The organism is Alteromonas sp. ABH2_165 (assembly GCF_056159945.1).
Genome location: NZ_JBSWWF010000005.1, coordinates 176,953 through 200,522 on the forward strand (window position 1 = coordinate 176,953; position 23,570 = coordinate 200,522).

The window sequence follows — 23,570 nt, forward strand, 5'->3', positions numbered from 1 at the left end:
CTATAGCCCGGCGAACCGGGCCATCAAATCATACTATGGCGTTAGCCGTATTACTTTTCTTCCAGCTCGATGTTGATACCGAGTGAACGAATTTCTTTAAGCAATACGTTGAAGGATTCAGGCATGCCCGGCTCCATTCTGTGATCGCCATCAACAATGTTCTTGTACATTTTGGTACGACCGTTAACGTCATCCGACTTAACAGTAAGCATTTCCTGCAGGGTATATGCCGCACCGTATGCTTCCAGTGCCCACACTTCCATCTCACCGAAGCGCTGACCACCGAACTGTGCTTTACCACCCAGAGGCTGCTGTGTAACCAGGCTGTAAGAACCAGTAGAACGCGCGTGCATCTTGTCGTCTACTAAGTGGTTCAGTTTCAGCATGTACATGTAACCTACCGTTACCGGACGTTCGAATTCGCGACCAGTACGGCCATCGAACATTTGAATCTGTCCGCTTTCTGGCAGGTCAGCCAGTTTCAACATTGCTTTAATTTCTGCTTCCTTCGCGCCAGAGAATACTGGTGTCGCAACCGGAACACCTTTACGCAGGTTCTCTGCCAGGCGAAGTACTTCGTCATCAGTGAAGCTGTCGATATCCACTTCCTGGTGGTTCTCACCTAAGGTGTAAACCTCTTTCAGGAAGTCACGCATCTTGGCAAGTTCCTGCTGCTCTTTGATCATGCGGTCGATTTTCACGCCAAGACCATGTGCAGCCATACCAAGGTGAGTCTCAAGGATCTGACCGATGTTCATCCGCGACGGTACACCCAGCGGGTTCAGAACGATGTCTACCGGCGTACCGTTAACATCGTAAGGCATATCTTCAACAGGGATTACGGTTGAAATAACACCTTTGTTACCGTGACGACCAGCCATTTTATCACCAGGCTGGATGTGACGTTTAACCGCCAGATAAACCTTAACAATTTTCAGTACGCCAGGAGCAAGGTCGTCACCTTGGGTGATCTTACGACGCTTGTTCTCGAACTTCTTATCGAAGTCAGACTTGATTTCGATGTGCTGTTCTGCGATTTGGTCCAGTTCCAGCTGTGAATCTTCGTTAGACAGCGGAATTTCCAGCCACTTCTCACGAGGCATAGAATCCAGACGCGCTTCGTCAACACCGGCATTCAGCAGCAGGTTACGTGCACGAGAGAAGATACCGTCGGCCAGGATATTGAATTCGTCAGACAGGTCTTTCTTAACCTGACGTAACTGCATGTCTTCAATTTCCAGAGCGCGTTTGTCTTTCTCAACGCCGTCACGGGTAAATACCTGAACGTCGATAACGGTACCGTGTACAGAGTTAGGTACGCGCAGAGAGGTATCTTTAACATCAGACGCCTTCTCACCGAAGATTGCACGCAGCAGTTTCTCTTCTGGTGTCAGCTGGGTTTCACCTTTTGGTGTTACCTTACCAACCAGGATATCACCGCCTTTCACTTCCGCACCGATATAAACAACGCCGGATTCATCTAGCTTGCTCAGTGCAGCTTCACCCACGTTAGGAATATCAGAAGAAATCTCTTCTGGACCCAGCTTGGTGTCACGAGCAATACAGCTCAGTTCCTGAATGTGGATAGTAGTGAAACGGTCTTCCTGAGCAACACGCTCTGAAATCAGAATCGAGTCTTCGAAGTTGTAACCATTCCAAGGCATGAACGCGATACGCATGTTCTGACCAAGTGCCAGCTCACCAAGGTCTGTAGAAGGACCATCAGCCAGTACGTCACCAGCAACGATTGGGTCACCAACGTTACAGGTAGGCTTCTGGTTAATACAGGTGTTCTGGTTAGAACGGGTGTACTTAGTCAGGTTGTAGATATCGATACCTGCTTCACCTGGAAGCATTTCGTCTTCATCTACCTTGATTACGATACGGCTTGCGTCAACGTAATCAACCATACCACCACGCTTAGCAACAACAGTTACACCAGAGTCAACCGCTACGGTTTTCTCCATACCGGTACCTACCAGCGGCTTATCAGCACGCAGAGTTGGTACTGCCTGACGTTGCATGTTCGCACCCATCAATGCACGGTTGGCGTCATCGTGTTCCAGGAACGGGATGATGCTCGCAGCAACAGAAACGATCTGCTGAGGCGACACGTCCATATATTTAATTTCTTCCTTCGGCATCAGCGTAGTTTCACCACGGTGACGTGAAGGGATCAGGTCGTCGATCAGGGCACCGTTCTCATCACAAGCAACGTTTGCCTGTGCGATTTTGAACTGGCCTTCTTCGATGGCTGACAGATAATCGATTTCGTCAGTGATAACACCGTCTTCGATGCGACGGAAAGGTGTTTCAAGGAAACCGAAGTCATTGGTACGGGCAAAGCTCGCCAATGAGTTGATCAGACCGATGTTCGGACCTTCAGGGGTTTCGATTGGACACAGACGACCGTAGTGCGTCGGGTGTACGTCTCGAACCTCAAAGCCTGCACGCTCACGAGTCAGACCACCCGGGCCTAATGCAGAAATACGACGCTTGTGCGTAACTTCTGACAGCGGGTTGTTCTGGTCCATAAACTGAGACAGCTGAGAAGAACCGAAGAACTCTTTAACTGCTGCAGAGATAGGCTTCGCGTTGATCAGGTCCTGAGGCATTACGTTATCGAGGTCGCCCAGAGACAGACGCTCTTTAACAGCACGCTCAACACGTACCAGACCTACACGGAACTGGTTCTCGGCCATTTCACCAACAGAACGGATACGACGGTTACCCAGGTGATCGATATCATCTACTTCATCTTTACCGTCACGGATAAGGATAAGTTGTTTCATTACAGAAACGATATCGTCTTTGTCCAGTGTACCGGAACCAACTAACTCTTCACGACCTAAACGACGGTTAAACTTCATACGACCAACAGATGACAGGTCGTAACGATCTTCAGAGAAGAACAAGTTGTCGAACAACGTTTCGGCAGCATCTTTTGTTGGTGGTTCACCAGGACGCATCATGCGGTAGATTTCTACCAATGCTTCCAGGCGATTTGTTGAGCTGTCGATACGCAGCGTATCTGAGATATAAGAACCGTGATCCAGTTCGTTAATGTACAGCGTTTCGAATTCTTTGATACCGGCCTGGCTTAATTCAGCCATAGTTTCCAGTGTCACTTCATCGTTAGCGCTTACCAGTACTTCACCGGTTTCTTCGTTAACGTAGGTGCGACCATATACACGACCGATCAGGTATTCAGCAGGAACTTCTAGTTCTGTAATGCCTGCTTTTTCCAGCGCGCGAGTATGACGTGCAGACACACGACGACCTGTTTCTACGATAACTTCACCGTCTTTACCGATGATGTCGAACTGTGCAGTTTCACCACGCAGACGATCAGGCACAACTTCCATTAACAGTTTGTTGTCCTGAATACGGATTTGTACTTTCTCGAAGAACAGATCAAGGATCTCTTCGGTAGTCATTTCCAGTGCGCGTAAGATAATCGTTGCAGGCAGCTTACGACGACGGTCAATACGTACGAACAGGTTATCCTTCGGATCGAATTCGAAATCTAACCATGAACCACGGTAAGGAATAACACGTGCGTTATACAGTACTTTACCGGAAGAGTGAGTCTTACCTTTGTCGTGATCGTAGAATACACCAGGTGAACGGTGTAACTGAGATACGATTACACGCTCGGTACCATTGATGACGAACGTACCGTTCTCTGTCATCAGTGGGATTTCGCCCATGTAAACTTCCTGTTCTTTGATGTCTTTCACCGTACCCGGTGCAGCATCTTTATCGAACAGTACTAAACGCAATTTTACTCTTAATGGTGCCGAATACGTGACGCCGCGAATCTGACATTCTTTAACATCGAAGACCGGTTCGCCAAGGCGGTAGCTCACATACTGCAGCTCTGAACTGCCAGAGTAGCTTTTAATTGGGAACACAGAACGGAAAGCAGCTTCCAGTCCGTACTGACCATCTGCATCGATTTCAATAAATTTTTTGAATGAATCTAGCTGAATTGAAAGGAGGTATGGAATTTCCAATACCTGTGGGTGTTTGCCAAAATCCTTACGGATACGTTTCTTTTCGCTATAAGAGTAAACCATGGGTTCCTCAGCCTGCTGATTTTTGACCCAACCTGCTGTCTGAAACTTCACCAGACAACAAACTTCCACGACCCTTTTTCGGGGTAATTGCATAGCATACACCAAAATTTAACCAAATAGTTAGTTAAGACTTTGGTTTTCTGCCGAATTATTTTTATCCCGATGTGCTTTTGGTGGTTACAGTAAAGGGTTAAAAACTGTACACCCTACAGCGCAAAAAGGCTGGTGGTCAATATTAACCACCAGCCTTGCCGTTTCAGGCAGGTAATCTAAACAAATTAGATTACTTAACTTCTACTTCTGCACCAGCTTCTTCAAGCTCTTTCTTCAGTGCTTCAGCTTCGTCTTTAGCTACGCCTTCTTTGATAGCTTTAGGAGCTGATTCTACCAGTTCCTTAGCTTCTTTCAGACCTAAGCCAGTCGCGCCGCGAACTGCTTTGATTACTGCAACTTTGTTTGCGCCGAATGAAGTCATTACAACGTCAAACTCAGTCTTTTCTTCTGCAGCAGCAGCTTCGCCGCCAGCAGCTGGACCAGCAACTGCAACAGCAGCCGCAGATACGTTGAATTTTTCTTCAGCTGCTTCGATCAGTTCAACCAGTTCCATTACTGGCATTTCAGCGATCGCGTTTAAGATATCTTCTTTAGTCAGAGCCATTTCTCTAAACTCCCGGGATTAAATAGTTAAAAAAATCAATATGCCAAAAACGCCAATTACTTGGTGTCTTTGACCGCCGCCAATACACGCACAAATTTGGCAGGAACTTCGTTGATAGTTTGAACGAACTTGCCAACTGGTGCTTTGAAGGTCGCAAGAAGTCTTGCAAGCGCTTCGTCGCGGGTAGGCAGGGCTGCTACTGCGTCCAGTTTTTCTGGACCAAGTAAACCACTACCAATCGAAAGTGCAGTAACTTTCAGCTTATCGTTAGTCTTACCGAAGTCTTTGAAAAGACGTGCCGCACCGCCTGGTGCGTCGATAGAAAAACCATAGATAAGCGGGCCAGTTAAGGCGCTTTCCATATCTGCAAAATTGCTGTCTGCCAATGCACGCTTAGCCAGAGTGTTACGTACAACCTTCAGGTATACGCCTTGCTCACGGGCTTTAACACGCAGGTCAGTCAGTTCTGCAACTTCCATCCCACGGTATTCAGCAACGGCTACGGATAGAGCGCGAGACGCAACTTCAGAAACTTCTGCTACGATCTCTTTTTTTGCTGCTAAACCTAGTGCCACTGAGTTCACCTCATAAAATCTGATGTCTGTTCAGGTTTCCCATTCCGTTCATCAGTGTTCACAGATTGATACTTCTACGTAAAGTAGTTGTACCGCTCTACGGTGTTCGTTATCCCAGAGAGTCTGAGTCGAAACCACCGTCTGCGCAGGCTGTTGTATTAAGTTAAGCGTTGGTGCAAAAGTTCTCTTACCTCTTTTGCCGCTTAGCGCCTGCGGTCTTGGACGGGAGCCATCGTTATTCGCTTTTGGCGATATACAACAGCTCCAACCCATAACCTTTAAGAGACAGACGGGCTATGCCATCTGTAAAAAGTCTTAAAGACCTACAGTACCTTTATCAACAGATACGCCAGCGCCCATAGTGGTGCTCAGGCTTACCTTCTTGATGTACAGGCCTTTAGCTGAAGAAGGCTTAGCTTTCTTCAGTGCTTCCAGAAGGGCTTCCAGGTTCTCTTGAATCTGGTTAGCTTCGAAAGCAATCTTGCCGATGCTAGCGTGGATGATACCGTTCTTATCGTTACGGTAGCGAACCTGACCAGCTTTAGCATTCTTAACTGCAGTTGCAACGTCAGGCGTTACAGTGCCAGTTTTAGGGTTAGGCATCAGGCCACGTGGACCTAAGATTTGACCCAGTTGGCCAACAACGCGCATTGCGTCAGGGCTAGCAACTACTACGTCAAAGTCCATCTCCCCGGCTTTAACTTTCTCAGCCAGGTCGTCCATACCTACGATGTCCGCACCTGCTTCTTTAGCAGCTTCAGCATTTGCACCTTGAGTGAATACTGCAACGCGAACGTCTTTACCAGTACCGTTAGGCAGTACAGTTGCACCACGTACGTTTTGGTCAGATTTCTTCGCATCGATACCCAAGTTGATAGCAACGTCTACGCTTTCTGCGAACTTAGCAGTAGCCAGTTCTTTCAGCAGAGCAACGGCTTCGTTGAAATCGTAATCTTTAGTCGCGTCTACTTTCTCGCGGATCAGGCGAGCGCGTTTAGTCAATTTAGCCATTCGATTAACCCTCTACGTTCAGACCCATGGCGCGAGCAGAACCCGCGATAGTGCGTACAGCAGCGTCCAGAGAAGCAGCAGTCAGATCTGGCTCTTTAGTCTTGGCAATTTCTTCCAATTGAGCGCGAGTAACAGTACCAACTTTCTCAGTGTTAGGACGGCCAGAACCACTCTTGATGCCAGCTGCTTTTTTCAGCAGGTAAGACGCGGGAGGAGTTTTGGTTTCGAATGTGAAAGAACGGTCTTCGTATACAGTAATTTCTACTGGTACCGGAGCGCCTTTCTCAAGACTTTCAGTTTTTGCGTTGAAAGCCTTACAGAATTCCATGATGTTCACACCATGCTGACCCAGTGCAGGACCAACTGGTGGAGAAGGGTTAGCAGCGCCAGCTGCAACCTGAAGCTTAATTAAGCCAGTTACTTTCTTAGCCATTTTAATGCTCTCGTTAGTGGGTATAACGCCTCGTAAATACTCGAGAATATTTACTCAATCGGCTTCCCGTTCGGTTTCGAAGGGCGCGTAATGTACAACAAATGTTCGGATAACACAACCCTGCAGTGTAAAAAAGTCGCTATGCGCGATAAAAAATAACGTCCATCAGTTCAGTACTCATCACTGACAAACGTGGGCACAATTTAATCGCTCAATAATGGGCAACTCAATAAGATAAGGATATTAAGTATGAAAGTTTTATCAAATGATGAAGTTCACGAGATTAGCGGCGGCTTTGTATTGCCTTTCGCGGTAGAGGTAGGTTTAGGTATTCTTACATACGTTGGGGCTATTGATGCAGCTCGATCGTTTGGAGAAGGTCTTGGTTCTGGATTTTATGATGGCGTAAACGAAAGGGATTAAATCATGTATCAGATTACTGAAGAACAAATATCTCAAGTATCTGGTGCAGCCGATACTTGGGAAGATATAGGTTACGCTGTAGGTTACGCATTCGGGTATTTTTACAGAAACGTAATGATTGGTAACGGCGTTGTTGATGATATAGCTGAAGTCGTTATTGAAGATTAATTTAGTAAAAAGTTTATTAGGTTCAATATGAAAAAACTGATTTTTATTTTGCTTGGTTATGCTGTCTTTGAAATGTTGGACGGCCTCTATCAGCGCTTTCAGGGCGCGACGCATAGTGAAGCGATTATCCATTATATCTATGCTTTCGTGATTGCAAACGTTGCTGTTAGCCTGAGTATTTACCTTCGCCTATCGAAGCCTAAAACAGAGACAAGCGAAATCTAATCAGTGCCTTTAAAACAAAAACCCAGTCTGAGCTGGGTTTTTCAATTTTGCTTGGAAAACTTCGATTAGCCTTTTTCGACCTGACCGAATTCCAAATCTACCGGCGTAGAACGGCCGAAAATCAATACTGATACTTTCACGCGGCTCTTTTCGTAATCCACTTCTTCGACAACGCCGTTGAAGTCTGCGAAAGGACCGTCGGTAACACGAACCACTTCGCCTGGTTCGAACAATGTTTTTGGTCTTGGCTTGTCAGTATTCTCTTCCAGACGGTTAAGAATCGCGTCTGCTTCACGCTTAGTGATAGGCATAGGACGGTCAGACGTACCACCAATGAAGCCCAGTACACGCGGTACACTTTTCACTAAGTGCCATGACTGTTCGTTCATTTCCATTTCTACCAATACGTAACCTGGGTAGAATTTACGCTCAGACTTACGTTTCTGCCCTGCGCGCATTTCAACAACTTCTTCAGTAGGTACCAATACCTGGCCAAAGAATTTTTCCATCTCGTGCATCTTGATGTATTCAAGCAGTGTTTTCTTAACACGAGACTCGTACTGTGAATACGCCTGTACCACGTACCAGCGCATCTTGTTTTCAGATGTTTCTTTCTCTGGCGCAGCGGTTTCTGCTGCTGCCTGATTTTCTTCTGGTGTTTGATTTTCTTCAGACATATTACATTCCAATTCCGGTAATGAAGCCAACTAAACGAACGATGATGCCGTCCAGTCCCCACAGCAGAAGTGCCATGATGAGGGTTGCGGCCATAACGATAAGTGTAGTCTGGTTTGTTTCCTGGCGTGTTGGCCAGATAACTTTACGTACTTCCATACGTGATTCTTTGGCGAAGGTCAGAAACGCGCTACCCTTCACTGTTGTTGCCGCAATAAAGCCTGCTACAACCACTACCGCCACAGCAACTAGTGCACGCACCAATACCGAAACCTCACCGTACATGTGGTTTGCAGCAATCAGACCAGCCAGCAATGCAAAGATAACCAGCCATTTCATCATGTCCAACGGATTGGACGTACTTTCCGTTTTTTCGCTCATTTCACGATCCTAGCAATACTGCGACATCAGTCTTTGCGAGATGCTCACAAAGTTAAATTCTGGCAGGGGTGGAGGGACTCGAACCCCCAACCATCGGTTTTGGAGACCGCTGTTCTACCAATTCGAACTACACCCCTGTTGTCAGTACAGACAAATTTCAGTTGCACTACCCTTGTGAATATTTGGCGTTTCTTTAAGGAAAATCGCGGATTCGCAAGGGAGGGACGCGTATTATACCCATCCCGTCCACAGATACAAGCTAACCAGTCACATCTGCTGTAATAGGTATTCCATTTCGTTATTCAACACCAATAAACCCGCCGGTTTGGTGTGCCCATAATTTTGCGTAAATACCATTTTTTTCAACCAGTTCTGTATGAGTACCAGCCTCTATAATTTCACCCTTATCCAGCACCAGCAAACGATCCATTTGTGCGATGGTAGATAACCGATGAGCAATGGCCAGCACAGTCTTATTTTCCATGACAGAATTTAAACAATCCTGAATAGCGGCTTCTACTTCTGAATCCAGTGCCGAGGTCGCTTCATCAAGAATCAAAATTGGAGCATCTTTCAGCAGAACACGGGCAATAGCGATACGTTGGCGCTGACCGCCAGAGAGTTTCACTCCTCGTTCACCCACATGGGCATCGTAGCCGGTACGCCCTTGGCTGTCTGATAACGTCAGAATAAATTCATGGGCTTCAGCCTGCTTTGCTGCGGCAATCACCTCTTCCTCTGTGGCGTCTGTCCGACCATAAATGATGTTATCGCGCACCGAACGATGCATTAGCGAGGTGTCCTGCGTCACCATACTGATTTTTTCGCGCAGGGTTTCCTGTGACACACTCCGAATGGGCTGACCGTCAATAATAATCTGACCGCTGTTGGTGTCGTAAAAGCGCATCAACAGGTTCACCAATGTGGACTTCCCGGCACCAGAACGTCCCACCAGGCCGACTTTCTCACCGGGTTTGATGCTGATGTTCAAATTTCTAAACACGTCTATTGCGCGTTCGTCGCTGCCGATATACGAGAAGTTCACCTTATCGAAGTCGATGGCCCCGCCTTTTACAGTCATTGCGTTGGCATTGTCAGCGTCTTTCACTTCTACCGGCTGAGCAAGGGTATTCATACCATCCTGTACCGTCCCTAGGTTTTCAAATAGCGAGGAGACTTCCCACATGACCCAATGCGACATACCGTTGAGGCGCAGCACCAGACTAATCGCTACGGCAATATCGCCGGGAGAGACAATCTCGTGCATCCACAGGTAAACAGACAGCGCGCCAATGGCAAAAATGAGGATGGCGTTGGCCATTTCCACACAATTTTCCAGAATCGTTACTAACCGCATCTGCGGATAGACCGTCTGCAGGAAGCCGTCCATGCTGTCTTTTGCATAGTCTGCTTCACGACGACTGTGAGAAAACAGTTTTACCGTTGTAATGTTGGTGTAGCTGTCGACTATCCGGCCGGTCATGACCGCTCGGGCATCAGCCTGAGCCTGAGACACCGCTTTCAGTTTTGGCACCAGTACACGCAGAATACATAAATAAACAACGAACCAGATAAGTAACGGTACAGCCAAACGCCAGTCAGTGGAGAAAATTAGCACCACCATGGAGATGAAGTACACACAGATGTACACCATCAGGTCGAGCAATTTCATCACTGTTTCGCGTACCGATAATGCAGTTTGCATTACTTTGGTTGCGACGCGTCCAGCAAATTCGTTATGGAAAAAACTGAGACTTTGCCCGAGTAAATAGCGGTGCGCCTGCCAACGAATGCGCATGGGGTAATTGCCCATCAGCGACTGACGGTTAAACAGTGAGCGCAGCAAAATACAGCCAGGGATCAATAAAACTACGACAAATCCCATTCCCATGAGGGTCCAGAATTCGTCCTGCAGAAAGGTCTCTCGATCATGTTGAGAAAACCAGTCGACGAGTTGACCCAAGAACCCAAATAACGTGACTTCCAAGGCCGCAATCACAGCACTCAGCAGTGACACGATGGCAATAATGCCCCACATCCCCTGAGAGTAGTAACGGCAAAATGCAACAAGCCCCTTCGGCGGTTGCGTTGGGGCTTCGTCTGGGAACGGTTTAGTTAGCCGTTCGAAAAATTGAAACATAGGTGAGCTCGGGAGTTATTCTTTGAACCCTAGCTTAGTGAGGATAGATTGCACTTTTTCAAGATGATCATCCCGCCATTGTGCTAATGATACTGATGAATCCTTTTCATTTCTCTTTTTAGCCGTCTCTAGTACGCTTGCTGCATCTGCCAGTGGAATAACCGCAATTCCCTCTTCGTCAGCAACAATAATGTCACCAGGATTCACGGTTACGCCGCCACATTCAATGGGTTGATTAAGAGGAGAAAGCACTTTTTTGGCGCCCGGCTTAGGGCAAACGCCGCGCGCAAACACAGGAAATGCCATCTCTCGCACTTCCTGTACGTCTCGGATCACGCCGTCGATGATAAATCCTGCCACTCCCCGCTGCTGGGCGATGGCACACACATTTCCACCCGCTAACGCGTACATATCATCGGCTTGGGCAACAATGATGTCGCCAGGATTTGCGCGATATATTGCCGCATGAAGCATGAGGTGATCGCCGGGTTCACACTTTACCGTGAAGGCGGGCCCCGCAATGCGTGGAACAGGTTGCCAAAGTGAATGGATGTCGTAATGAATAAACTGACTACGTGGCAATGCATCGGCATAATCGCACACAGAAACGGATAAAAACGCATCGTACATGGAGCCTCCTTTTCAGCCTGAGGGGTGAGTTGCTCACTCACACTATATCAGGCTGAAAAATAACCGCTGCCAAAATTCATGAATAGCGGCTATAACTGGCGCTTTCTACCCGTTGTCGGCCAGTTGTTCCATTAACGCCACCGCTTTTTCGGCAGATTTCTCTGGTACAAAGATATGATCGTGAAAGTAAGCGGCAACTACGTTGGCGCTAATGCCGTGCGCTGCCAACTGAGTAGAAATTGCGGCGGTCATGCCGACCGCTTCAAGACTCGAATGAACTTTGCAAATGATCTGACGATAGTAACCGTCATACGCATAGCCTAGCTGGTCTGCCAAATCGGCATCAAGAATAAAGGTCGTTCCTTCTGTTTCTTTGAATACACAGAGCGCTTGTTCATACAGAGATGGACTTAGGGAGTCCGGCAAAGTGACAAACACATAGCGATTTTCAGCCAGTACAGGACACAAGTTAGCCAGCAGATTATCTAAAGAGGTTTCACCAATAGCCATTGTACAAACCTGCTAAAGCTTACGTGCGCGAACGCGCTTCCCTTTGATTCTGCCTTCCCGGAACAACTTCAGAGCCCGTTTCGCACTGCGCTCTTTAACAGACACGAAACTTTGTGAGTTTTGAACCTGAATTTTACCGATATCTTCAGCAGCAATGTCCGCATCTTTCACTAGCGAACCAAGAAAGTCACCTGGACGAAGCTTCTCTTTTTTACCTGCATTCACGTGCAGACAAACAAACACTGGCTTTGTGATACGGTTTGCATGGAAGCGTAAGCTTTGCGCCCCTTTCACCGGAATTTTAATTTCTGCAAAGGCTTCAATTTTGTCGAAATGGTCTTGTTCACGATCGCTGACCAGTGTTACAGCGAGGCCTTTAGCACCCGCGCGACCGGTACGCCCAACTCGATGAGTGTGGGTATCGGCATCTTCGCTCACATCAACATTAATCACACAATCGACTTCTTTGATATCGAGACCACGGGCAGCAACATCTGTTCCTACCAGCACCGAAAGGGCCTCTGCAGCAAAACGCGCCAGTACATCAGTTCGCTCACGTTGCTCCATTTCGCCTTGCAGCCCTGCCACGGAAAAGCCAGCGGCAGCCAACTCTTCCACCACTTCTGTCACTCTTTTACGGGTATTACAGAACAAAATAGCTTTTGTTGGTTGAATGGTAGTTAACACCGCTTTTAACGCATTAAGACGCGTATGCTCTTCTACCGAATACGCTTGCTGCTCGATATCGGGGTTGGCCACAATGTCAGCTTTAGCAGTGAACGAGAGCGGGTCGGCAAGGTATTTATTTGCCATTCGTTTGATGCCGTCGGTCCAGGTAGCGGAAAACAGCAATGTTTGTACGGGCTCTGCGGTATACGAAAAAATTTCATCGACATCATCGGAAAAGCCCATATCCAGCATGCGGTCGGCTTCATCTAACACCCGCGACGACACTTCGCTTAAATCAATACGCTTTTTCTGTAGGTGATCAAGAATACGACCTGGCGTTCCCACAATGACATGGGCGCCATGTTTAAGCGACTGAATTTGCGGCCCCATTGGCTCACCACCGCATAGCGTCAGCACTTTTAAATTAGGCATACACTGCCCTACGGCGCGATATTGCTCAGCGACCTGGGCGGCCAACTCACGAGTTGGGCACAACACCACCACCTGAGTCGCAAAACGGGTGACTTCTACTTTATTAAGCGTTGCCACCGCAAACGCGACGGTTTTTCCGCTACCGGTTTGACCCTGTGCCATAATATCGCGGCCATTCAGGGCGTCAGGTAATGTGCCCGCCTGCACCGGAGTCATGGAAGGAAAGCCCAGTCTTTCTAACGACTGACTTAAAGAAGAAATAATGCCGGTGAGTTGGTTAAATTGTGTCATTCTAATTGTTCGTTACTGTAAAGATAGATGATGCCATCCCTGACTGAAAATGCAGTGTTGTTTCTCAGATTGATATCTGAAACCCAACGTTCTGCCCATTGCACGTATTTGTCTTCGCTTTTTACTTTTTTAGCTGCCGCCGTTAATTTTTCCACCAACGCCATACTGGTGCCCGGTTTAGATAGCACTAACCAGGTAGTAACTTCCTGGTAAGGATAGTCCATCGAAATGTCCTGACACGAAGACTGAACCTGACGACATCCTACCCTTAACGTCCAGGGTGAGGTGAAAACGAAATCAACGTCATCGTTATACAGGGCGCTAATGGTTGCTCCCCAGGAATCATATTCAAGGGTAGGCAAATTGGCGGCGGCAGCAATTTCAGCACGAAAATCGTGTTTTAAGGTACCCACGATTTTGCCTGTTGGTATTTGGTCTATTCCTGCCCCCGCTGACTCACCCAGTCCAAAGAGCCCATAGGTGTTTCGGGTTATTGGGGTAATCCAGTGGAAGCGCTCTTCCCGCTCAGCCGTTCGCGCTACTGCAAAAGACAACACATTAGGCTTATGCAGGGTCTCCCGCAACAGTCGTTGCCACGGTACCGCCAATACCGACGCACTGATGTTGGCCTCGCCCAGTACTCTTCTAACTAAGTCAGCATTGTAGCCAACCATTTCGTTAATGGAATTCAACTTGGCGAAATCGCCTGATAACTCTCCTAACACCCAAAGATGTTCGTTCTTTGGTGCTTCACCGTTATCAACAACAAAAAGCACGCCATTTTCCAATTGTCCCGACAAACCTGATGTCGCCAGTTGTTGATTAACCTTTTCGGTTAGCGTTTCGAATTGCTGTTGAGATTTGAATTTTGCCGCAGCCGCGCTAAGTACATTGGCAAGTTCCGCGTTCTCTGGCACTTTGGGTAGCACGATATAACTAACAACCGTGCTTCGAGTATAGATGGGGTTCAGTTCACTACAGTCCATGTGTGCGTTTTCACACATTAACCTTAGGCCAGCAGAGGAATATAAAAGCGCACTAACCCTGTCGGCGAGTAATAATTCTATGGCTTGTTCCCAACTGTTAACCGCGAGAATATCGGCGACTTCCGCTTGTTCAAGCAAGGTATGACGGTAATCATTTCGACGAACGGCGACACCCGATAATTCAGAAAGCGAGGTAATGCCCGTTTCAGCCAACTGGCTATTGGCTTTCACATAAACATGATTGGGAATAGCCGTAACCGGCGATATCCAGTAATACTGATCTTCTCGTTCAGGTGTTCTGACCAGCGACGCGCCCAATTGAGCGGGGTTATTTTTAAGGTCGGTTAGCATTCGAGCGAGGGGTTCAGGGCGGATCTGACCTTCAAGCTCGGCTTCTTCAAGCATGCCCCGAATGAGATCGACGGTGTATCCTGAAAGTTCACCATTTGCATTCACCTCATTAAACACCGGTACCGGCGTAACAATGATAGAAATGGCGTCTGCACGGGCATCGAACACCGTGCAGCAATATATCAGAACACAACAGGCGAACCGGCTCAGGCCAGAGACTGCTCCAGTTTCCATTTTAAGGTCTTCCCTGCATAGAAAGGCACCATTTCGGAGCCATCAGCTAACGTTACCACCTCTGGTACCTGCCAAGAAGAATTTACCAGTGTAATAGTGCCCTCATTTACGGGTAAACCGTAAAACGCCGCACCATGCAGACTGGCAAAGCCCTCGAACTTATCGAGAATACCTAACTCATCAAATATTTCTGCATAGAGTTCAATGGCGCTCCATGCGCTGTAGCATCCTGCACATCCGCATGCATTTTCTTTGCGGTGTTTAGCGTGCGGCGCAGAGTCGGTGCCTAAAAAGAACTTTGGTGAACCCGTTGCCACGGCTTCCTGCAACGCCTTTTGATGGGTATTTCGTTTCAACACAGGCAAACAGTAGTTGTGCGGACGAACGCCCCCAACGAGCAAGTCATTTCGGTTCAGCAATAAGTGCTGCGGTGTGATAGTGGCTGCTACGTTGTCGCCAGACGCCATAACAAATTCGGCCGCATCGGCTGTGGTGATATGCTCAAAAACCACTTTCAAATTCGGGAATGCATCCACAATCGGACGAAGATGAGTGTCGATAAACACCTTTTCACGGTCGAAGATATCAATATGGTTCTCGGTAACCTCACCATGAATAAGTAACAGGACACCCTGTTCCTGCATGGCTTCAAATACCGGGTAAAGTGCCTCGATACCTTTTACGGCAGCGTCAGAGTTGGTGGTGGCACCTGCTGGATACAGTTTGCAAGCCACAACACCCGCGGCTTTTGCATCGGCGATGTCCTGCGGCGTGGTTTGGTTTGTCAGGTACAGTGTCATCAACGGCTCAAACTGACTACCGGCAGGTCGAGCCGCTTCAATACGTTGCTTATATGCCATCGCCATTTCAGCGTTAGTCACAGGCGGAACTAAGTTAGGCATCACAATAGCACGGGCGAAACACCGTGCAGTGGCGGGTACAGTTTCAGCCAGCATCTCGCCATCGCGGAAATGGAGGTGCCAGTCATCAGGGGTACGAATGGTAAGCGTTTGCATCGTTTAAAATTTGCCTGTGTAAATAACATCTGATGCAATTATGCCTGATTAGAAACAATGCTGCATCCAATCAGGCATGGCTTTTCGCGTAAACTTGAGGATTTGTTAGATCAGGATTTTTTCGTGTAGGCAGCAATGATTACGATGCGAGTACCGTTTACCCGGCCTTCGATGTGCAGCGGATTGTCGCTAAGGCCAATGTTGCGAACAGCCGTACCACGCTTAGCAGTAAAGGTAGCACCTTTTACGTTTAAGTCTTTCACAAGATGAACCGTATCACCGGCAGCCAGCGGCGTACCGTTGCAGTCGAGGGTTGGCTCACGGTTTAAATCAACCAATCCTGCTTCACCCCACTCACGAACGTTATCTTCCAGATAAGCAATATCCAAAAGATCCTGCGCCCAAGATTCTGATTTCAACTTGTTGAGCATCCGCCAGGCAATTACCTGTACCGGTGCTGTAGGCGACCAGATTGCATCATTCAGGCAGCGCCAGTGAGCCACGTCTACATCGGCTTCACCGTTTAACTGATCGCGACAAACCTGGCAGGCAGCGATATGTGTGTCGGCTTCGCTGTCTGGGGAAAAAGGCACTTCGTACAGTGCAACAACATCTTTACTGCCACATAGTTCGCAGGTATTACCTGCGCGATCCATCACACGATTTTCCACATTTTACTCCGGTAGAAAAAGCCGCAATTGTAGCAGGGTTTTTCATGTCGCGGAGAAAATTCAGTAATCTATTGATCTTGCTCTACATAAATTAATTTGCTGGTATCAAAGCCCAGTGAATCCGCTTTGCCAACGAGTTCCTTCAACGTGGCTTCATCTAATTCAGGCGTTCTGGACAGCACCCATAGGTAATCCCTGTCTGGCCCGGTTACCATGGCGTAGCGATAGTCTTTGTCCAATTCAACAATGATATAGCTAGCGTAAAAAGGCCCAAAGAAAGACACCTTTAAAAAGCCCGTATCTGCGTCTTCAACAAAATAGGCTTTACCTTCCGCTTCTTCCCATTTTCCACTTTCACGGTTAAAGCCGCGATTTACCACGGTTACCCCGCCATCTTCACGTAAACTGTACGAGGCCGTTACGCGACTCAAACCTTCTTCAAAAGAATGGGGTAAGCGGACAATTTCGTACCAGGAACCAAGATATTGCTGCAGTTCAAAGTCGACTACCGGCTCAACGCCGTCAGGCTTCGACGTACACGCAGACAAGGAGAAGAAACAAGCAAACAAAAGCGCCAGTGAACGCATGGAAAACTCCATTTCGGTTGATGCACAAAAAAGGTTGTAAATAACTCACACATATATGCGATACATGAGAAAAAAGATCCATTCCATTACATTCGATTGCAGGCTACTTTCGTCTGTCAAAAAACGTGGTACTCTGACCTATCAACAGGTTACAGGATTAATTATGCTGGAAGATTACTTCGCTGACGCAAGCCGTCTGGTTTATGGGTGTATGGGATTAGGCGGAGACTGGGATTCATCACCAGTGACCGCTGCACACATTAAGCAGGCTGAAGACATGATTGAAACTGCGCTGGATAATGGCATCACCGTATTTGACCATGCTGACATCTACACCCTCGGCAAAGCTGAACAGGCTTTTGGTCAGGTGTTGAAAAACACCCCGTCACTCCGAGACAAAATGATACTGCAGTCAAAATGTGCTATCCGCTTTGCCGATGATGCAGGACCAAAGCGTTATGACTTTTCTGCAGCCTGGATCACGGGGTCTGTGGAAGACATTTTACAGCGTTTAAACATTGAGCAATTAGACGTACTGCTTTTACACCGCCCTGATCCACTGATGGAACTGGATGAAGTTGCCACTGCGATCAGTGATTTACAAGCCAGCGGAAAAATTAAGCATCTTGGTGTATCCAATATGCATGGCCACCAAATCAACTATCTGCAAAGCGCGCTGGGCACCCCGGTAGTCGCTAATCAACTGGAGATGAGCTTGGCTTTCCGCGACTGGCTGGAAGACGGCATTACCACCAATAGCGCGCTCAATCGCCAAATTGGCTATGCTCCAGGTACGTTGGAATACTGCATGATGAATAATGTGCAGTTGCAAGCTTGGGGTAGTCTGGCTCAGGGTAAGTTTACCGGCGGGAAAGCGGAGTTTGAAGAAGAGGTAGCTACCGCAGCTTTGGTGAGTGAACTGGCTGCAGAATACGGTGTTTCCGCAGAAGCCATTGTCCTTGGGTGGTTAATGCGCCATCCAGCGAACATTCAGCCAGTTATCGGCACCACCAATCTCACCCGCATCCGTAATTGTGTTCAGGCAAATTCGGTAAATCTAAGCCGGGAGCATTGGTATGCCTTACTCGAATCTGCACGCGGCAGCGATGTGCCATAAGGAAAAATATGTTAGATGGATTTCACCACGTCGCTGTTATTTGCAGCGACTATCCTACATCCAAAGCGTTTTACACAGAAACGCTTGGGTTCACCGTTCTCGATGAGAATTATCGGGAAGCCAGAGATTCGTACAAATGTGACCTGGTCCTGCCTGACGGTTCACAAATCGAGTTATTTTCATTTCCTGGCGCCCCCGCTCGCCCTTCACGCCCGGAGGCCCAAGGCTTAAGGCACCTGGCCTTTCGAGTTCAGGATATTGATGCGGCCGTGACTACGCTTACAAGCAAGCATGTAGAGTGTGAAGATATTCGCACAGACCCCTACACTGGCAAGCGCTTCACCTTTTTTCAGGACCCTGACGGTCTGCCTCTTGAGCTATACGAAATAAGTTGACGGTGAGCACCGTCAACGTCTTAGCTATCTAACAAAGCCAGCGCACCCAGTAATCCTGAGCGCGTGCCCAGACCGGGTAATACAATAATATCGTTCAGCCCGGTTCCATCTGGAAAAACAATGTAGTCAGCCAGACTGTCAGACGTTTTAGCGATGATCTTCTCCAGCATGCCGTCTTTCTGCATAACGCCGCCGCCAAATACAATTTTTTCGGCGCTGAAACCTACCAGTAGGTTATGACTAAGCTGTGCCAGTACATCAGCGAGTTTGTCCCACGCCTCATGATCATCACCGAGGGTTTCTGACGGTTGCCCCCAGATTTTACCTAATGCGGCGCCAGACGCTAAACCTTCAACACAGTTACCATGGAACGGGCAAACCCCTTCGATGCCTGCCGGCGGAATGACCTTAAAGTGGCCGATTTCCGGGTGAACCAAACCATGTAGCGGTTTGCCGTTAATGACGACACCGCCGCCGACGCCGGTCCCTACAGTGACATAAATCACCACATTGGCGTTTTGACCGGCCCCCCAACGATGCTCTGCCATCGCTGCCGCGTTCACATCGGTATCAATGGCAACCCGACATCCAAGGGCGTCACCTAGATAGGGTGCCACGGATGTAAAGCTCCAGTTCGGTTTTGGCGTTTTGGTTATGTAGCCCCAATAGGTCGAATCGGATTTTAGATCCAGCGGACCAAAACTGGCGATGCCCATTTCACTGAAATCTCTTCCAAGTGTTTTTTGATGCTTGAAGAAGTCCACGCAGGCCGAAAGGGTCTCGGCCGGCGTGGTGGTGGGGACTCGTAGTTCTTCAACAATGTTCCGATTTTCATCGACAATCGCACAATTAAATTTTGTACCACCGGCTTCGATGACAGCATAAAACGGATCACGCAATGCCATAGTCACTCGCCTCAATTTGTTGCAGCCTTTGCTGCGTGGGGTTACGAAGATAATTAAATAATAATCCGACAAACAGTAGCGAAGCGAAACCTGTAGCAACGATAAAACCATACTTCGCATCGCCACCCATTGCATCACTCACTACGCCCATGATGAACGGCCCAGCAGCGGCACCGGCGGCAGTGAAAAACAGGATGACGCCCGCCACCGAGCCATGCTGGTGACGAGGGAAGCAGCTGATACCTTTTGAATTGAACGTGGGATAAATGACTGACATAAAGATGCCGGTCAATGGGAAAAGGTACAATGCCACTTGTTTGCCGCCAACCAGGCCGCCAACAAAGCAAACCAGAATGGCACCACTGAATAACAATAACACCAGCGCCCAATTAAAATGCGCCATCATCCAAATACCGACAAAACGTCCGGCAGCACGAAGAATAAAGAACGCAGTCACTGAATAAATGGCTAACGTACGGGCTGCACCGTCACTGTAACAGTCGTAGGTCGCTTTCAATGAAGTGGCATCGCACACCAGATAACTTGGCATCCACACATAAATTGCACTTTCAGCGGCAACATACAAAAACGCGCCAACAGAGAAGCCCAGTGCGTAAGGGTTTTTGACCAGCGCCAAACTCTGACGCACGGTGACCTTTTCACCATTGTTGTGGGCAGCAGGTTGATAAGTGGGATACTTCACCCATACAGCAATAACAATGAGCAAGGTACAAATACCACCAGCAATTATATAGAGATACTGCCAGGGCACACCTTTATGGATAAGATAAGCCACAATAAGGGGGCCGATAATGGCGCCGACGCCAAAAAATGCTTCAGCACCGTTCATCGTTGCGGTGTGTTGCTTAGTTGAACCAGAGATATCACCAATAAGTGCCAGGGCGCCGGTCTTGAATATACCCACAGCGATACCGGATAAGGTCATCAGGCTAACAATAAACACAAAATTGTTGGCCATAAAAAAGCTGTAGCATGCCAGCCCAAAAACACTCAAACCAATAACGATGGTGGTCTTTCGCCCTAACCTGTCAGCCAGGAATCCGAGCAATAATCCGGACAGTGCAATGCCAAGCATGGGCAGAGAATGCATCAGACTGGCCTGCGCGTTAGTTACTTCAAAGGCAACTTTCACTTCTTTTATAATTTCACCCACTGAATCCGATGTCATCGCAAACATCATGAACATCAGATAAGTTAACCAGCGTATAAATTGACTGTTAGATTGCTGCATACTGCCGCCTCTGAAATAATTGGTCGAGCCGCCGACCCATTAACATAGTTTTATCATCACATAAGAAACAATTAGCACGCATTATTTCTTTATCACAAACCCTATCGCTCTGCACAACCTGTAGCTACTGAGCAAAAAGGCATTTATAAAATTTTGCAAAAACAACTTAATCGTTTAAGATAAAGTAACAGACATGGTTAAATCTGTAAACATCGTTGTGAATTTTATGTGAACGAAGCAAGTCTAATTCGATACTGTTTCGTCCGGGAGTTGAAAATGAATTACGCCGCAGACAGCAAACAGTGTTTAGAAAGAATAGTAGAGTCCCTCGACCTGTCTATGCTGAGTAAGCGCGACAGCGCGCTGTTTCTAAAACGCCTAGAGCAACACTTTCCTGCATTATTCGAGCGCTATACGACTGTCTACGGCCATCAGTTTGACTGCTATTATCATTTGCAAAAACTGGTCGAGTTGCTTCGCGACGGCACTAAGAGCCGCAAGGCGAAATTAAAGCAGCAAGATACCGCAAAGGAAAAAAATCCTCTGTGGTATCGCAGCGAAGAACAAGTCGGTATGGCATGCTATGTGGACTTAATCGGCCCCACTCTTAAAGATCTGCATCAAAAAATCCCGTACTTCAAAGCTCTGGGGGTAACGTATGTTCACCTCATGCCATTGTATGCTTCTCCGGAAGGTGACAGTGATGGCGGCTACGCGGTATCTGATTATCGTAAAGTTAATCCTTCGCTGGGTACCATGAAGGAATTGGAAGCCCTGTCGACGGCACTGCTTGATGAAGGCATCGACTTGGTGCTGGACTTTGTATTTAACCATACGTCAGATGAGCACCCGTGGGCCAAAGCCGCGTTGGATGGTGAGAAAAATTACCAGAATTTCTACTATCTGTTTGATGACCGCACGGTGCCTGACCTCTACGAGCAACATCTTCGCGAAATTTTTCCGCAAGTACGCCGTGGTAGTTTCACCTTTAATGAAACGATGCAAAAGTGGGTGTGGACGACCTTTAATAGCTTCCAGTGGGATTTGAATTACAGCAACCCAGCTGTTTTTAATGCCATTGTGGGTGAAATGCTATTCCTCGCCAATATCGGTTGTGCCGGTTTACGCTTAGATGCCCTGGCATTTATCTGGAAAGATCTTGGCACTGACTGCGAAAACCAGCCAAATGCACACCGCTTAATTCAAGCGTTCAATGCTTGTCTGCAAATCGTTGCGCCTGCCGTTGTCTTCAAATCAGAAGCCATCGTTCATCCCGATGAGGTACTCAAGTATATTCATAAAGACGAGTGCCAATTGTCTTACAACCCATTACTTATGGCATTGTTGTGGAATTCGCTGGCAACGCGGAAAACCCGCCTGCTCACCCGCTCGCTTAAAAAGAGTTTCAGTATTCCGCAAAATACTACCTGGGTGAACTACGTTCGCTGCCATGATGACATTGGCTGGACATTTGATGACGGTGTCGCCCACGAACTCGCCATGAATCCACATGATCACCGGTTCTTCCTTAATCAGTTCTTTACTGGGCGCTTCGACGGCTCTTTCGCCAGCGGCGTGCCATTTGCAGAAAACCCATCCAATGGAGACTGCCGCGTATGTGGCTCACTGGCCTCGTTGTGTGGGCTTGAAAAAGCACTGATCATTCTTGACCCTGCTGAAATAGAGTTGGCGATTAAACGCATGCTTTTACTCTATGGCATCACATTCTCCATTGGCGGCATTCCACTGCTTTATTCCAGCGACGAGTTAGGTTTGTTGAATGACTACAGCTATCGCGAGGACCCGAGTAAAAAGCATGATGATCGCTGGGTAAATCGTATTGCGGTAACCAACGAGCAAATAGCTAACGTGCTGAACCAAAAAGCCGATCCGGCTGATTTACGACATGCCTGCCAGCGCACTGTTTTTAATGGCCTCACTAATATGCTGGCCATAAGAAAGCAAAATGCCATTTTTGGTGATGCCAATACCCAGATTCTGGATACAGGGAATGTGCATTGTTTTGGATTTGTTCGTTACAACCGCGCGGGTGAAAAGCTACTTGGCCTTTGTAACTTCAGTGAACAACAACAGAATATAAGCGGAGACATTCTGACGACGGTTCAACGTCGTGCGATAAAGGATTTGCTGTCTGACGGTCAGCTCACCGGCAATGAAAACACACTCACCCTTGAACCTTATCAACTTTCCTGGTGGATAACTGACGCTAAATAGCGTCAGTTTCGGTTATTTTTTCCACAAACGAAACTTTCGCTGCATTTTATCGTAATGAATTGAAAATTTGTGGTGAATGGTTCTTTACAATTCTGTAATTGCGCTATACTTGCCCACATGCCGCTTTTTATCGTTTGTTAAAGCCGTCAAACAAGACGGATGCAGTTTGCAAAATGATAAACAGCACCAGGATACTGAGCGGTACTGCATGTTGTCACACATTTTGCAGTAACGATTTCACGGATTAGAAATCGGATTATCATCTACGATTAAGGAATTATTATGAATGCTACCCACGAGCAAGAATATCTCTGCCCGCACTGTGGTCATATCAACGCGCTTCAATTAGATACACTCCGCGAGATGTATCAGGAAAAATATACCCAGTGTGCGAAATGTGACTCCAGGTTAGAAATTGTCCCTGCCGACGGTATCGGCGAAAAAATCAATTTGATTGTATCCTTAGCCTCTTCTGAAATTGCTTACAGATAAGCTTTCTTCTTCATTTTCTCGAATCAATC

At 47.6% G+C, this 23,570-nt stretch carries 24 protein-coding genes and 1 tRNA gene; 7 read left to right on the top strand and 18 right to left on the bottom strand.

Going from position 1 to position 23,570, the window contains the following annotated elements; genetic code table 11:
- Nucleotides 1–50 precede the first annotated feature (50 nt).
- The 5 genes from rpoB to rplK all read right to left on the bottom strand — a co-directional run bounded on the left by rpoB (nucleotide 51) and on the right by rplK (nucleotide 6,756).
- Nucleotides 51–4,079, bottom strand: a complete 4,029-nt coding sequence (gene rpoB, locus ACXAFQ_RS11435) for a DNA-directed RNA polymerase subunit beta (protein WP_474822441.1) — start codon at nucleotides 4,077–4,079, stop codon at nucleotides 51–53.
- 283 nt (nucleotides 4,080–4,362) lie between these two features.
- Nucleotides 4,363–4,737 (bottom strand): 50S ribosomal protein L7/L12, encoded by a 375-nt coding sequence (rplL, locus tag ACXAFQ_RS11440; RefSeq protein ID WP_474821856.1) that lies wholly within the window; start codon nucleotides 4,735–4,737, stop codon nucleotides 4,363–4,365.
- Between the two features lie 56 nt (nucleotides 4,738–4,793).
- Complete coding sequence (rplJ, locus tag ACXAFQ_RS11445; protein WP_119502617.1) at nucleotides 4,794–5,312, bottom strand: 50S ribosomal protein L10; 519 nt, start codon at nucleotides 5,310–5,312, stop codon at nucleotides 4,794–4,796.
- A gap of 315 nt (nucleotides 5,313–5,627) precedes the next feature.
- Nucleotides 5,628–6,323: a 50S ribosomal protein L1 gene (gene rplA / locus ACXAFQ_RS11450; protein WP_070123203.1), complete on the bottom strand. Its 696-nt coding sequence runs from the start codon at nucleotides 6,321–6,323 to the stop codon at nucleotides 5,628–5,630.
- 4 nt (nucleotides 6,324–6,327) lie between these two features.
- On the bottom strand, nucleotides 6,328–6,756 hold the full coding sequence (gene rplK / locus ACXAFQ_RS11455; protein WP_070123202.1) for a 50S ribosomal protein L11: 429 nt from the start codon (nucleotides 6,754–6,756) through the stop codon (nucleotides 6,328–6,330).
- A 249-nt stretch (nucleotides 6,757–7,005) separates the two neighbouring features.
- On the opposite strand from rplK, the gene ACXAFQ_RS11460 reads away from it, so the two are divergent.
- Genes ACXAFQ_RS11460 through ACXAFQ_RS11470 form a run of 3 tightly spaced genes read left to right on the top strand, consistent with a single transcriptional unit; the run spans nucleotide 7,006 to nucleotide 7,572 of the window.
- Complete coding sequence (locus tag ACXAFQ_RS11460; RefSeq protein WP_474821868.1) at nucleotides 7,006–7,179, top strand: hypothetical protein; 174 nt, start codon at nucleotides 7,006–7,008, stop codon at nucleotides 7,177–7,179.
- A gap of 3 nt (nucleotides 7,180–7,182) precedes the next feature.
- The gene (locus ACXAFQ_RS11465) at nucleotides 7,183–7,347 is read left to right on the top strand and encodes a hypothetical protein (protein ID WP_474821871.1); all 165 of its coding nucleotides are present in this window, start codon (nucleotides 7,183–7,185) and stop codon (nucleotides 7,345–7,347) included.
- Nucleotides 7,348–7,374: 27 nt separating this feature from the next.
- Nucleotides 7,375–7,572: a hypothetical protein gene (locus ACXAFQ_RS11470; RefSeq protein ID WP_474821875.1), complete on the top strand. Its 198-nt coding sequence runs from the start codon at nucleotides 7,375–7,377 to the stop codon at nucleotides 7,570–7,572.
- A 65-nt stretch (nucleotides 7,573–7,637) separates the two neighbouring features.
- Here the strand turns inward: ACXAFQ_RS11470 and nusG are convergent, their stop codons facing one another.
- The 11 genes from nusG to ACXAFQ_RS11525 form a co-directional block, all read right to left on the bottom strand.
- Nucleotides 7,638–8,165 (bottom strand): transcription termination/antitermination protein NusG, encoded by a 528-nt coding sequence (nusG, locus tag ACXAFQ_RS11475; protein WP_070123215.1) that lies wholly within the window; start codon nucleotides 8,163–8,165, stop codon nucleotides 7,638–7,640.
- Between the two features lie 85 nt (nucleotides 8,166–8,250).
- Nucleotides 8,251–8,628, bottom strand: coding sequence for a preprotein translocase subunit SecE (secE, locus tag ACXAFQ_RS11480; protein ID WP_070123200.1), 378 nt, complete (start codon nucleotides 8,626–8,628; stop codon nucleotides 8,251–8,253).
- A gap of 60 nt (nucleotides 8,629–8,688) precedes the next feature.
- Nucleotides 8,689–8,765: transfer RNA gene (locus ACXAFQ_RS11485), tRNA-Trp, on the bottom strand.
- A gap of 161 nt (nucleotides 8,766–8,926) precedes the next feature.
- Nucleotides 8,927–10,768: an ABC transporter ATP-binding protein gene (locus ACXAFQ_RS11490; RefSeq protein ID WP_474821881.1), complete on the bottom strand. Its 1,842-nt coding sequence runs from the start codon at nucleotides 10,766–10,768 to the stop codon at nucleotides 8,927–8,929.
- Between the two features lie 15 nt (nucleotides 10,769–10,783).
- Nucleotides 10,784–11,398: an RraA family protein gene (locus tag ACXAFQ_RS11495; RefSeq protein ID WP_474821885.1), complete on the bottom strand. Its 615-nt coding sequence runs from the start codon at nucleotides 11,396–11,398 to the stop codon at nucleotides 10,784–10,786.
- 105 nt (nucleotides 11,399–11,503) lie between these two features.
- The gene (locus ACXAFQ_RS11500; RefSeq protein ID WP_474821889.1) at nucleotides 11,504–11,908 is read right to left on the bottom strand and encodes an ACT domain-containing protein; all 405 of its coding nucleotides are present in this window, start codon (nucleotides 11,906–11,908) and stop codon (nucleotides 11,504–11,506) included.
- A gap of 12 nt (nucleotides 11,909–11,920) precedes the next feature.
- Complete coding sequence (gene dbpA / locus ACXAFQ_RS11505; protein ID WP_474821893.1) at nucleotides 11,921–13,300, bottom strand: ATP-dependent RNA helicase DbpA; 1,380 nt, start codon at nucleotides 13,298–13,300, stop codon at nucleotides 11,921–11,923.
- Complete coding sequence (locus ACXAFQ_RS11510) at nucleotides 13,297–14,871, bottom strand: substrate-binding periplasmic protein (protein WP_474821896.1); 1,575 nt, start codon at nucleotides 14,869–14,871, stop codon at nucleotides 13,297–13,299. The genes dbpA and ACXAFQ_RS11510 overlap by 4 nt, the downstream gene beginning before the upstream one ends.
- Nucleotides 14,844–15,887: a dihydroorotase gene (pyrC, locus tag ACXAFQ_RS11515; protein WP_474821899.1), complete on the bottom strand. Its 1,044-nt coding sequence runs from the start codon at nucleotides 15,885–15,887 to the stop codon at nucleotides 14,844–14,846. The genes ACXAFQ_RS11510 and pyrC overlap by 28 nt, the downstream gene beginning before the upstream one ends.
- Before the next feature lie 110 nt (nucleotides 15,888–15,997).
- On the bottom strand, nucleotides 15,998–16,543 hold the full coding sequence (locus tag ACXAFQ_RS11520; RefSeq protein WP_070123214.1) for a PhnA domain-containing protein: 546 nt from the start codon (nucleotides 16,541–16,543) through the stop codon (nucleotides 15,998–16,000).
- An 83-nt stretch (nucleotides 16,544–16,626) separates the two neighbouring features.
- Entirely contained in the window at nucleotides 16,627–17,145 is a 519-nt protein-coding gene (locus ACXAFQ_RS11525; RefSeq protein WP_474821903.1) for a lipocalin family protein, read from the bottom strand.
- 166 nt (nucleotides 17,146–17,311) lie between these two features.
- On the opposite strand from ACXAFQ_RS11525, the gene ACXAFQ_RS11530 reads away from it, so the two are divergent.
- The gene (locus ACXAFQ_RS11530; protein ID WP_474822452.1) at nucleotides 17,312–18,262 is read left to right on the top strand and encodes an aldo/keto reductase; all 951 of its coding nucleotides are present in this window, start codon (nucleotides 17,312–17,314) and stop codon (nucleotides 18,260–18,262) included.
- Nucleotides 18,263–18,270: 8 nt separating this feature from the next.
- On the top strand, nucleotides 18,271–18,657 hold the full coding sequence (gloA2, locus tag ACXAFQ_RS11535; protein ID WP_474821906.1) for an SMU1112c/YaeR family gloxylase I-like metalloprotein: 387 nt from the start codon (nucleotides 18,271–18,273) through the stop codon (nucleotides 18,655–18,657).
- A 20-nt stretch (nucleotides 18,658–18,677) separates the two neighbouring features.
- On the opposite strand, the gene ACXAFQ_RS11540 is transcribed toward gloA2, so the two are convergent.
- Together ACXAFQ_RS11540 and ACXAFQ_RS11545 are read right to left on the bottom strand one after the other, a co-directional pair.
- On the bottom strand, nucleotides 18,678–19,562 hold the full coding sequence (locus ACXAFQ_RS11540) for an ROK family protein (RefSeq protein ID WP_474821909.1): 885 nt from the start codon (nucleotides 19,560–19,562) through the stop codon (nucleotides 18,678–18,680).
- Nucleotides 19,549–20,769 carry an MFS transporter gene (locus ACXAFQ_RS11545; RefSeq protein WP_474822456.1) on the bottom strand — a complete coding sequence of 407 codons (1,221 nt, stop codon included), beginning with the start codon at nucleotides 20,767–20,769 and terminating at the stop codon, nucleotides 19,549–19,551. Before ACXAFQ_RS11545 ends, ACXAFQ_RS11540 begins: the two co-directional genes overlap by 14 nt.
- Nucleotides 20,770–21,090: 321 nt before the next feature.
- Here ACXAFQ_RS11545 and ACXAFQ_RS11550 point away from each other — a divergent pair, with 321 nt between their 5' ends.
- Both ACXAFQ_RS11550 and ACXAFQ_RS11555 read left to right on the top strand, forming a co-directional pair.
- Complete coding sequence (locus ACXAFQ_RS11550; RefSeq protein ID WP_474821913.1) at nucleotides 21,091–23,049, top strand: alpha-amylase family protein; 1,959 nt, start codon at nucleotides 21,091–21,093, stop codon at nucleotides 23,047–23,049.
- A 282-nt stretch (nucleotides 23,050–23,331) separates the two neighbouring features.
- Nucleotides 23,332–23,541, top strand: coding sequence for an FmdB family zinc ribbon protein (locus tag ACXAFQ_RS11555; protein ID WP_474821915.1), 210 nt, complete (start codon nucleotides 23,332–23,334; stop codon nucleotides 23,539–23,541).
- Nucleotides 23,542–23,570 lie beyond the last annotated feature (29 nt).

Bases quoted from the DNA above. Each gene is read 5' to 3' on its own strand.
- rpoB (WP_474822441.1), bottom strand. From the start codon at position 4,079: ATGGTTTACTCTTATAGCGAAAAGAAACGTATCCGTAAGGATTTTGGC.
- rplL (WP_474821856.1), bottom strand. From the start codon at position 4,737: ATGGCTCTGACTAAAGAAGATATCTTAAACGCGATCGCTGAAATGCCA.
- rplA (WP_070123203.1), bottom strand. From the start codon at position 6,323: ATGGCTAAATTGACTAAACGCGCTCGCCTGATCCGCGAGAAAGTAGAC.
- rplK (WP_070123202.1), bottom strand. From the start codon at position 6,756: ATGGCTAAGAAAGTAACTGGCTTAATTAAGCTTCAGGTTGCAGCTGGC.
- ACXAFQ_RS11460 (WP_474821868.1), top strand. From the start codon at position 7,006: ATGAAAGTTTTATCAAATGATGAAGTTCACGAGATTAGCGGCGGCTTT.
- ACXAFQ_RS11465 (WP_474821871.1), top strand. From the start codon at position 7,183: ATGTATCAGATTACTGAAGAACAAATATCTCAAGTATCTGGTGCAGCC.
- ACXAFQ_RS11470 (WP_474821875.1), top strand. From the start codon at position 7,375: ATGAAAAAACTGATTTTTATTTTGCTTGGTTATGCTGTCTTTGAAATG.
- nusG (WP_070123215.1), bottom strand. From the start codon at position 8,165: ATGCGCTGGTACGTGGTACAGGCGTATTCACAGTACGAGTCTCGTGTT.
- secE (WP_070123200.1), bottom strand. From the start codon at position 8,628: ATGAGCGAAAAAACGGAAAGTACGTCCAATCCGTTGGACATGATGAAA.
- ACXAFQ_RS11490 (WP_474821881.1), bottom strand. From the start codon at position 10,768: ATGTTTCAATTTTTCGAACGGCTAACTAAACCGTTCCCAGACGAAGCC.
- ACXAFQ_RS11495 (WP_474821885.1), bottom strand. From the start codon at position 11,398: ATGTACGATGCGTTTTTATCCGTTTCTGTGTGCGATTATGCCGATGCA.
- ACXAFQ_RS11500 (WP_474821889.1), bottom strand. From the start codon at position 11,908: ATGGCTATTGGTGAAACCTCTTTAGATAATCTGCTGGCTAACTTGTGT.
- dbpA (WP_474821893.1), bottom strand. From the start codon at position 13,300: ATGACACAATTTAACCAACTCACCGGCATTATTTCTTCTTTAAGTCAG.
- ACXAFQ_RS11510 (WP_474821896.1), bottom strand. From the start codon at position 14,871: ATGGAAACTGGAGCAGTCTCTGGCCTGAGCCGGTTCGCCTGTTGTGTT.
- pyrC (WP_474821899.1), bottom strand. From the start codon at position 15,887: ATGCAAACGCTTACCATTCGTACCCCTGATGACTGGCACCTCCATTTC.
- ACXAFQ_RS11520 (WP_070123214.1), bottom strand. From the start codon at position 16,543: ATGGATCGCGCAGGTAATACCTGCGAACTATGTGGCAGTAAAGATGTT.
- ACXAFQ_RS11525 (WP_474821903.1), bottom strand. From the start codon at position 17,145: ATGCGTTCACTGGCGCTTTTGTTTGCTTGTTTCTTCTCCTTGTCTGCG.
- gloA2 (WP_474821906.1), top strand. From the start codon at position 18,271: ATGTTAGATGGATTTCACCACGTCGCTGTTATTTGCAGCGACTATCCT.
- ACXAFQ_RS11540 (WP_474821909.1), bottom strand. From the start codon at position 19,562: ATGGCATTGCGTGATCCGTTTTATGCTGTCATCGAAGCCGGTGGTACA.
- ACXAFQ_RS11545 (WP_474822456.1), bottom strand. From the start codon at position 20,769: ATGTTCATGATGTTTGCGATGACATCGGATTCAGTGGGTGAAATTATA.
- ACXAFQ_RS11550 (WP_474821913.1), top strand. From the start codon at position 21,091: ATGAATTACGCCGCAGACAGCAAACAGTGTTTAGAAAGAATAGTAGAG.
- ACXAFQ_RS11555 (WP_474821915.1), top strand. From the start codon at position 23,332: ATGAATGCTACCCACGAGCAAGAATATCTCTGCCCGCACTGTGGTCAT.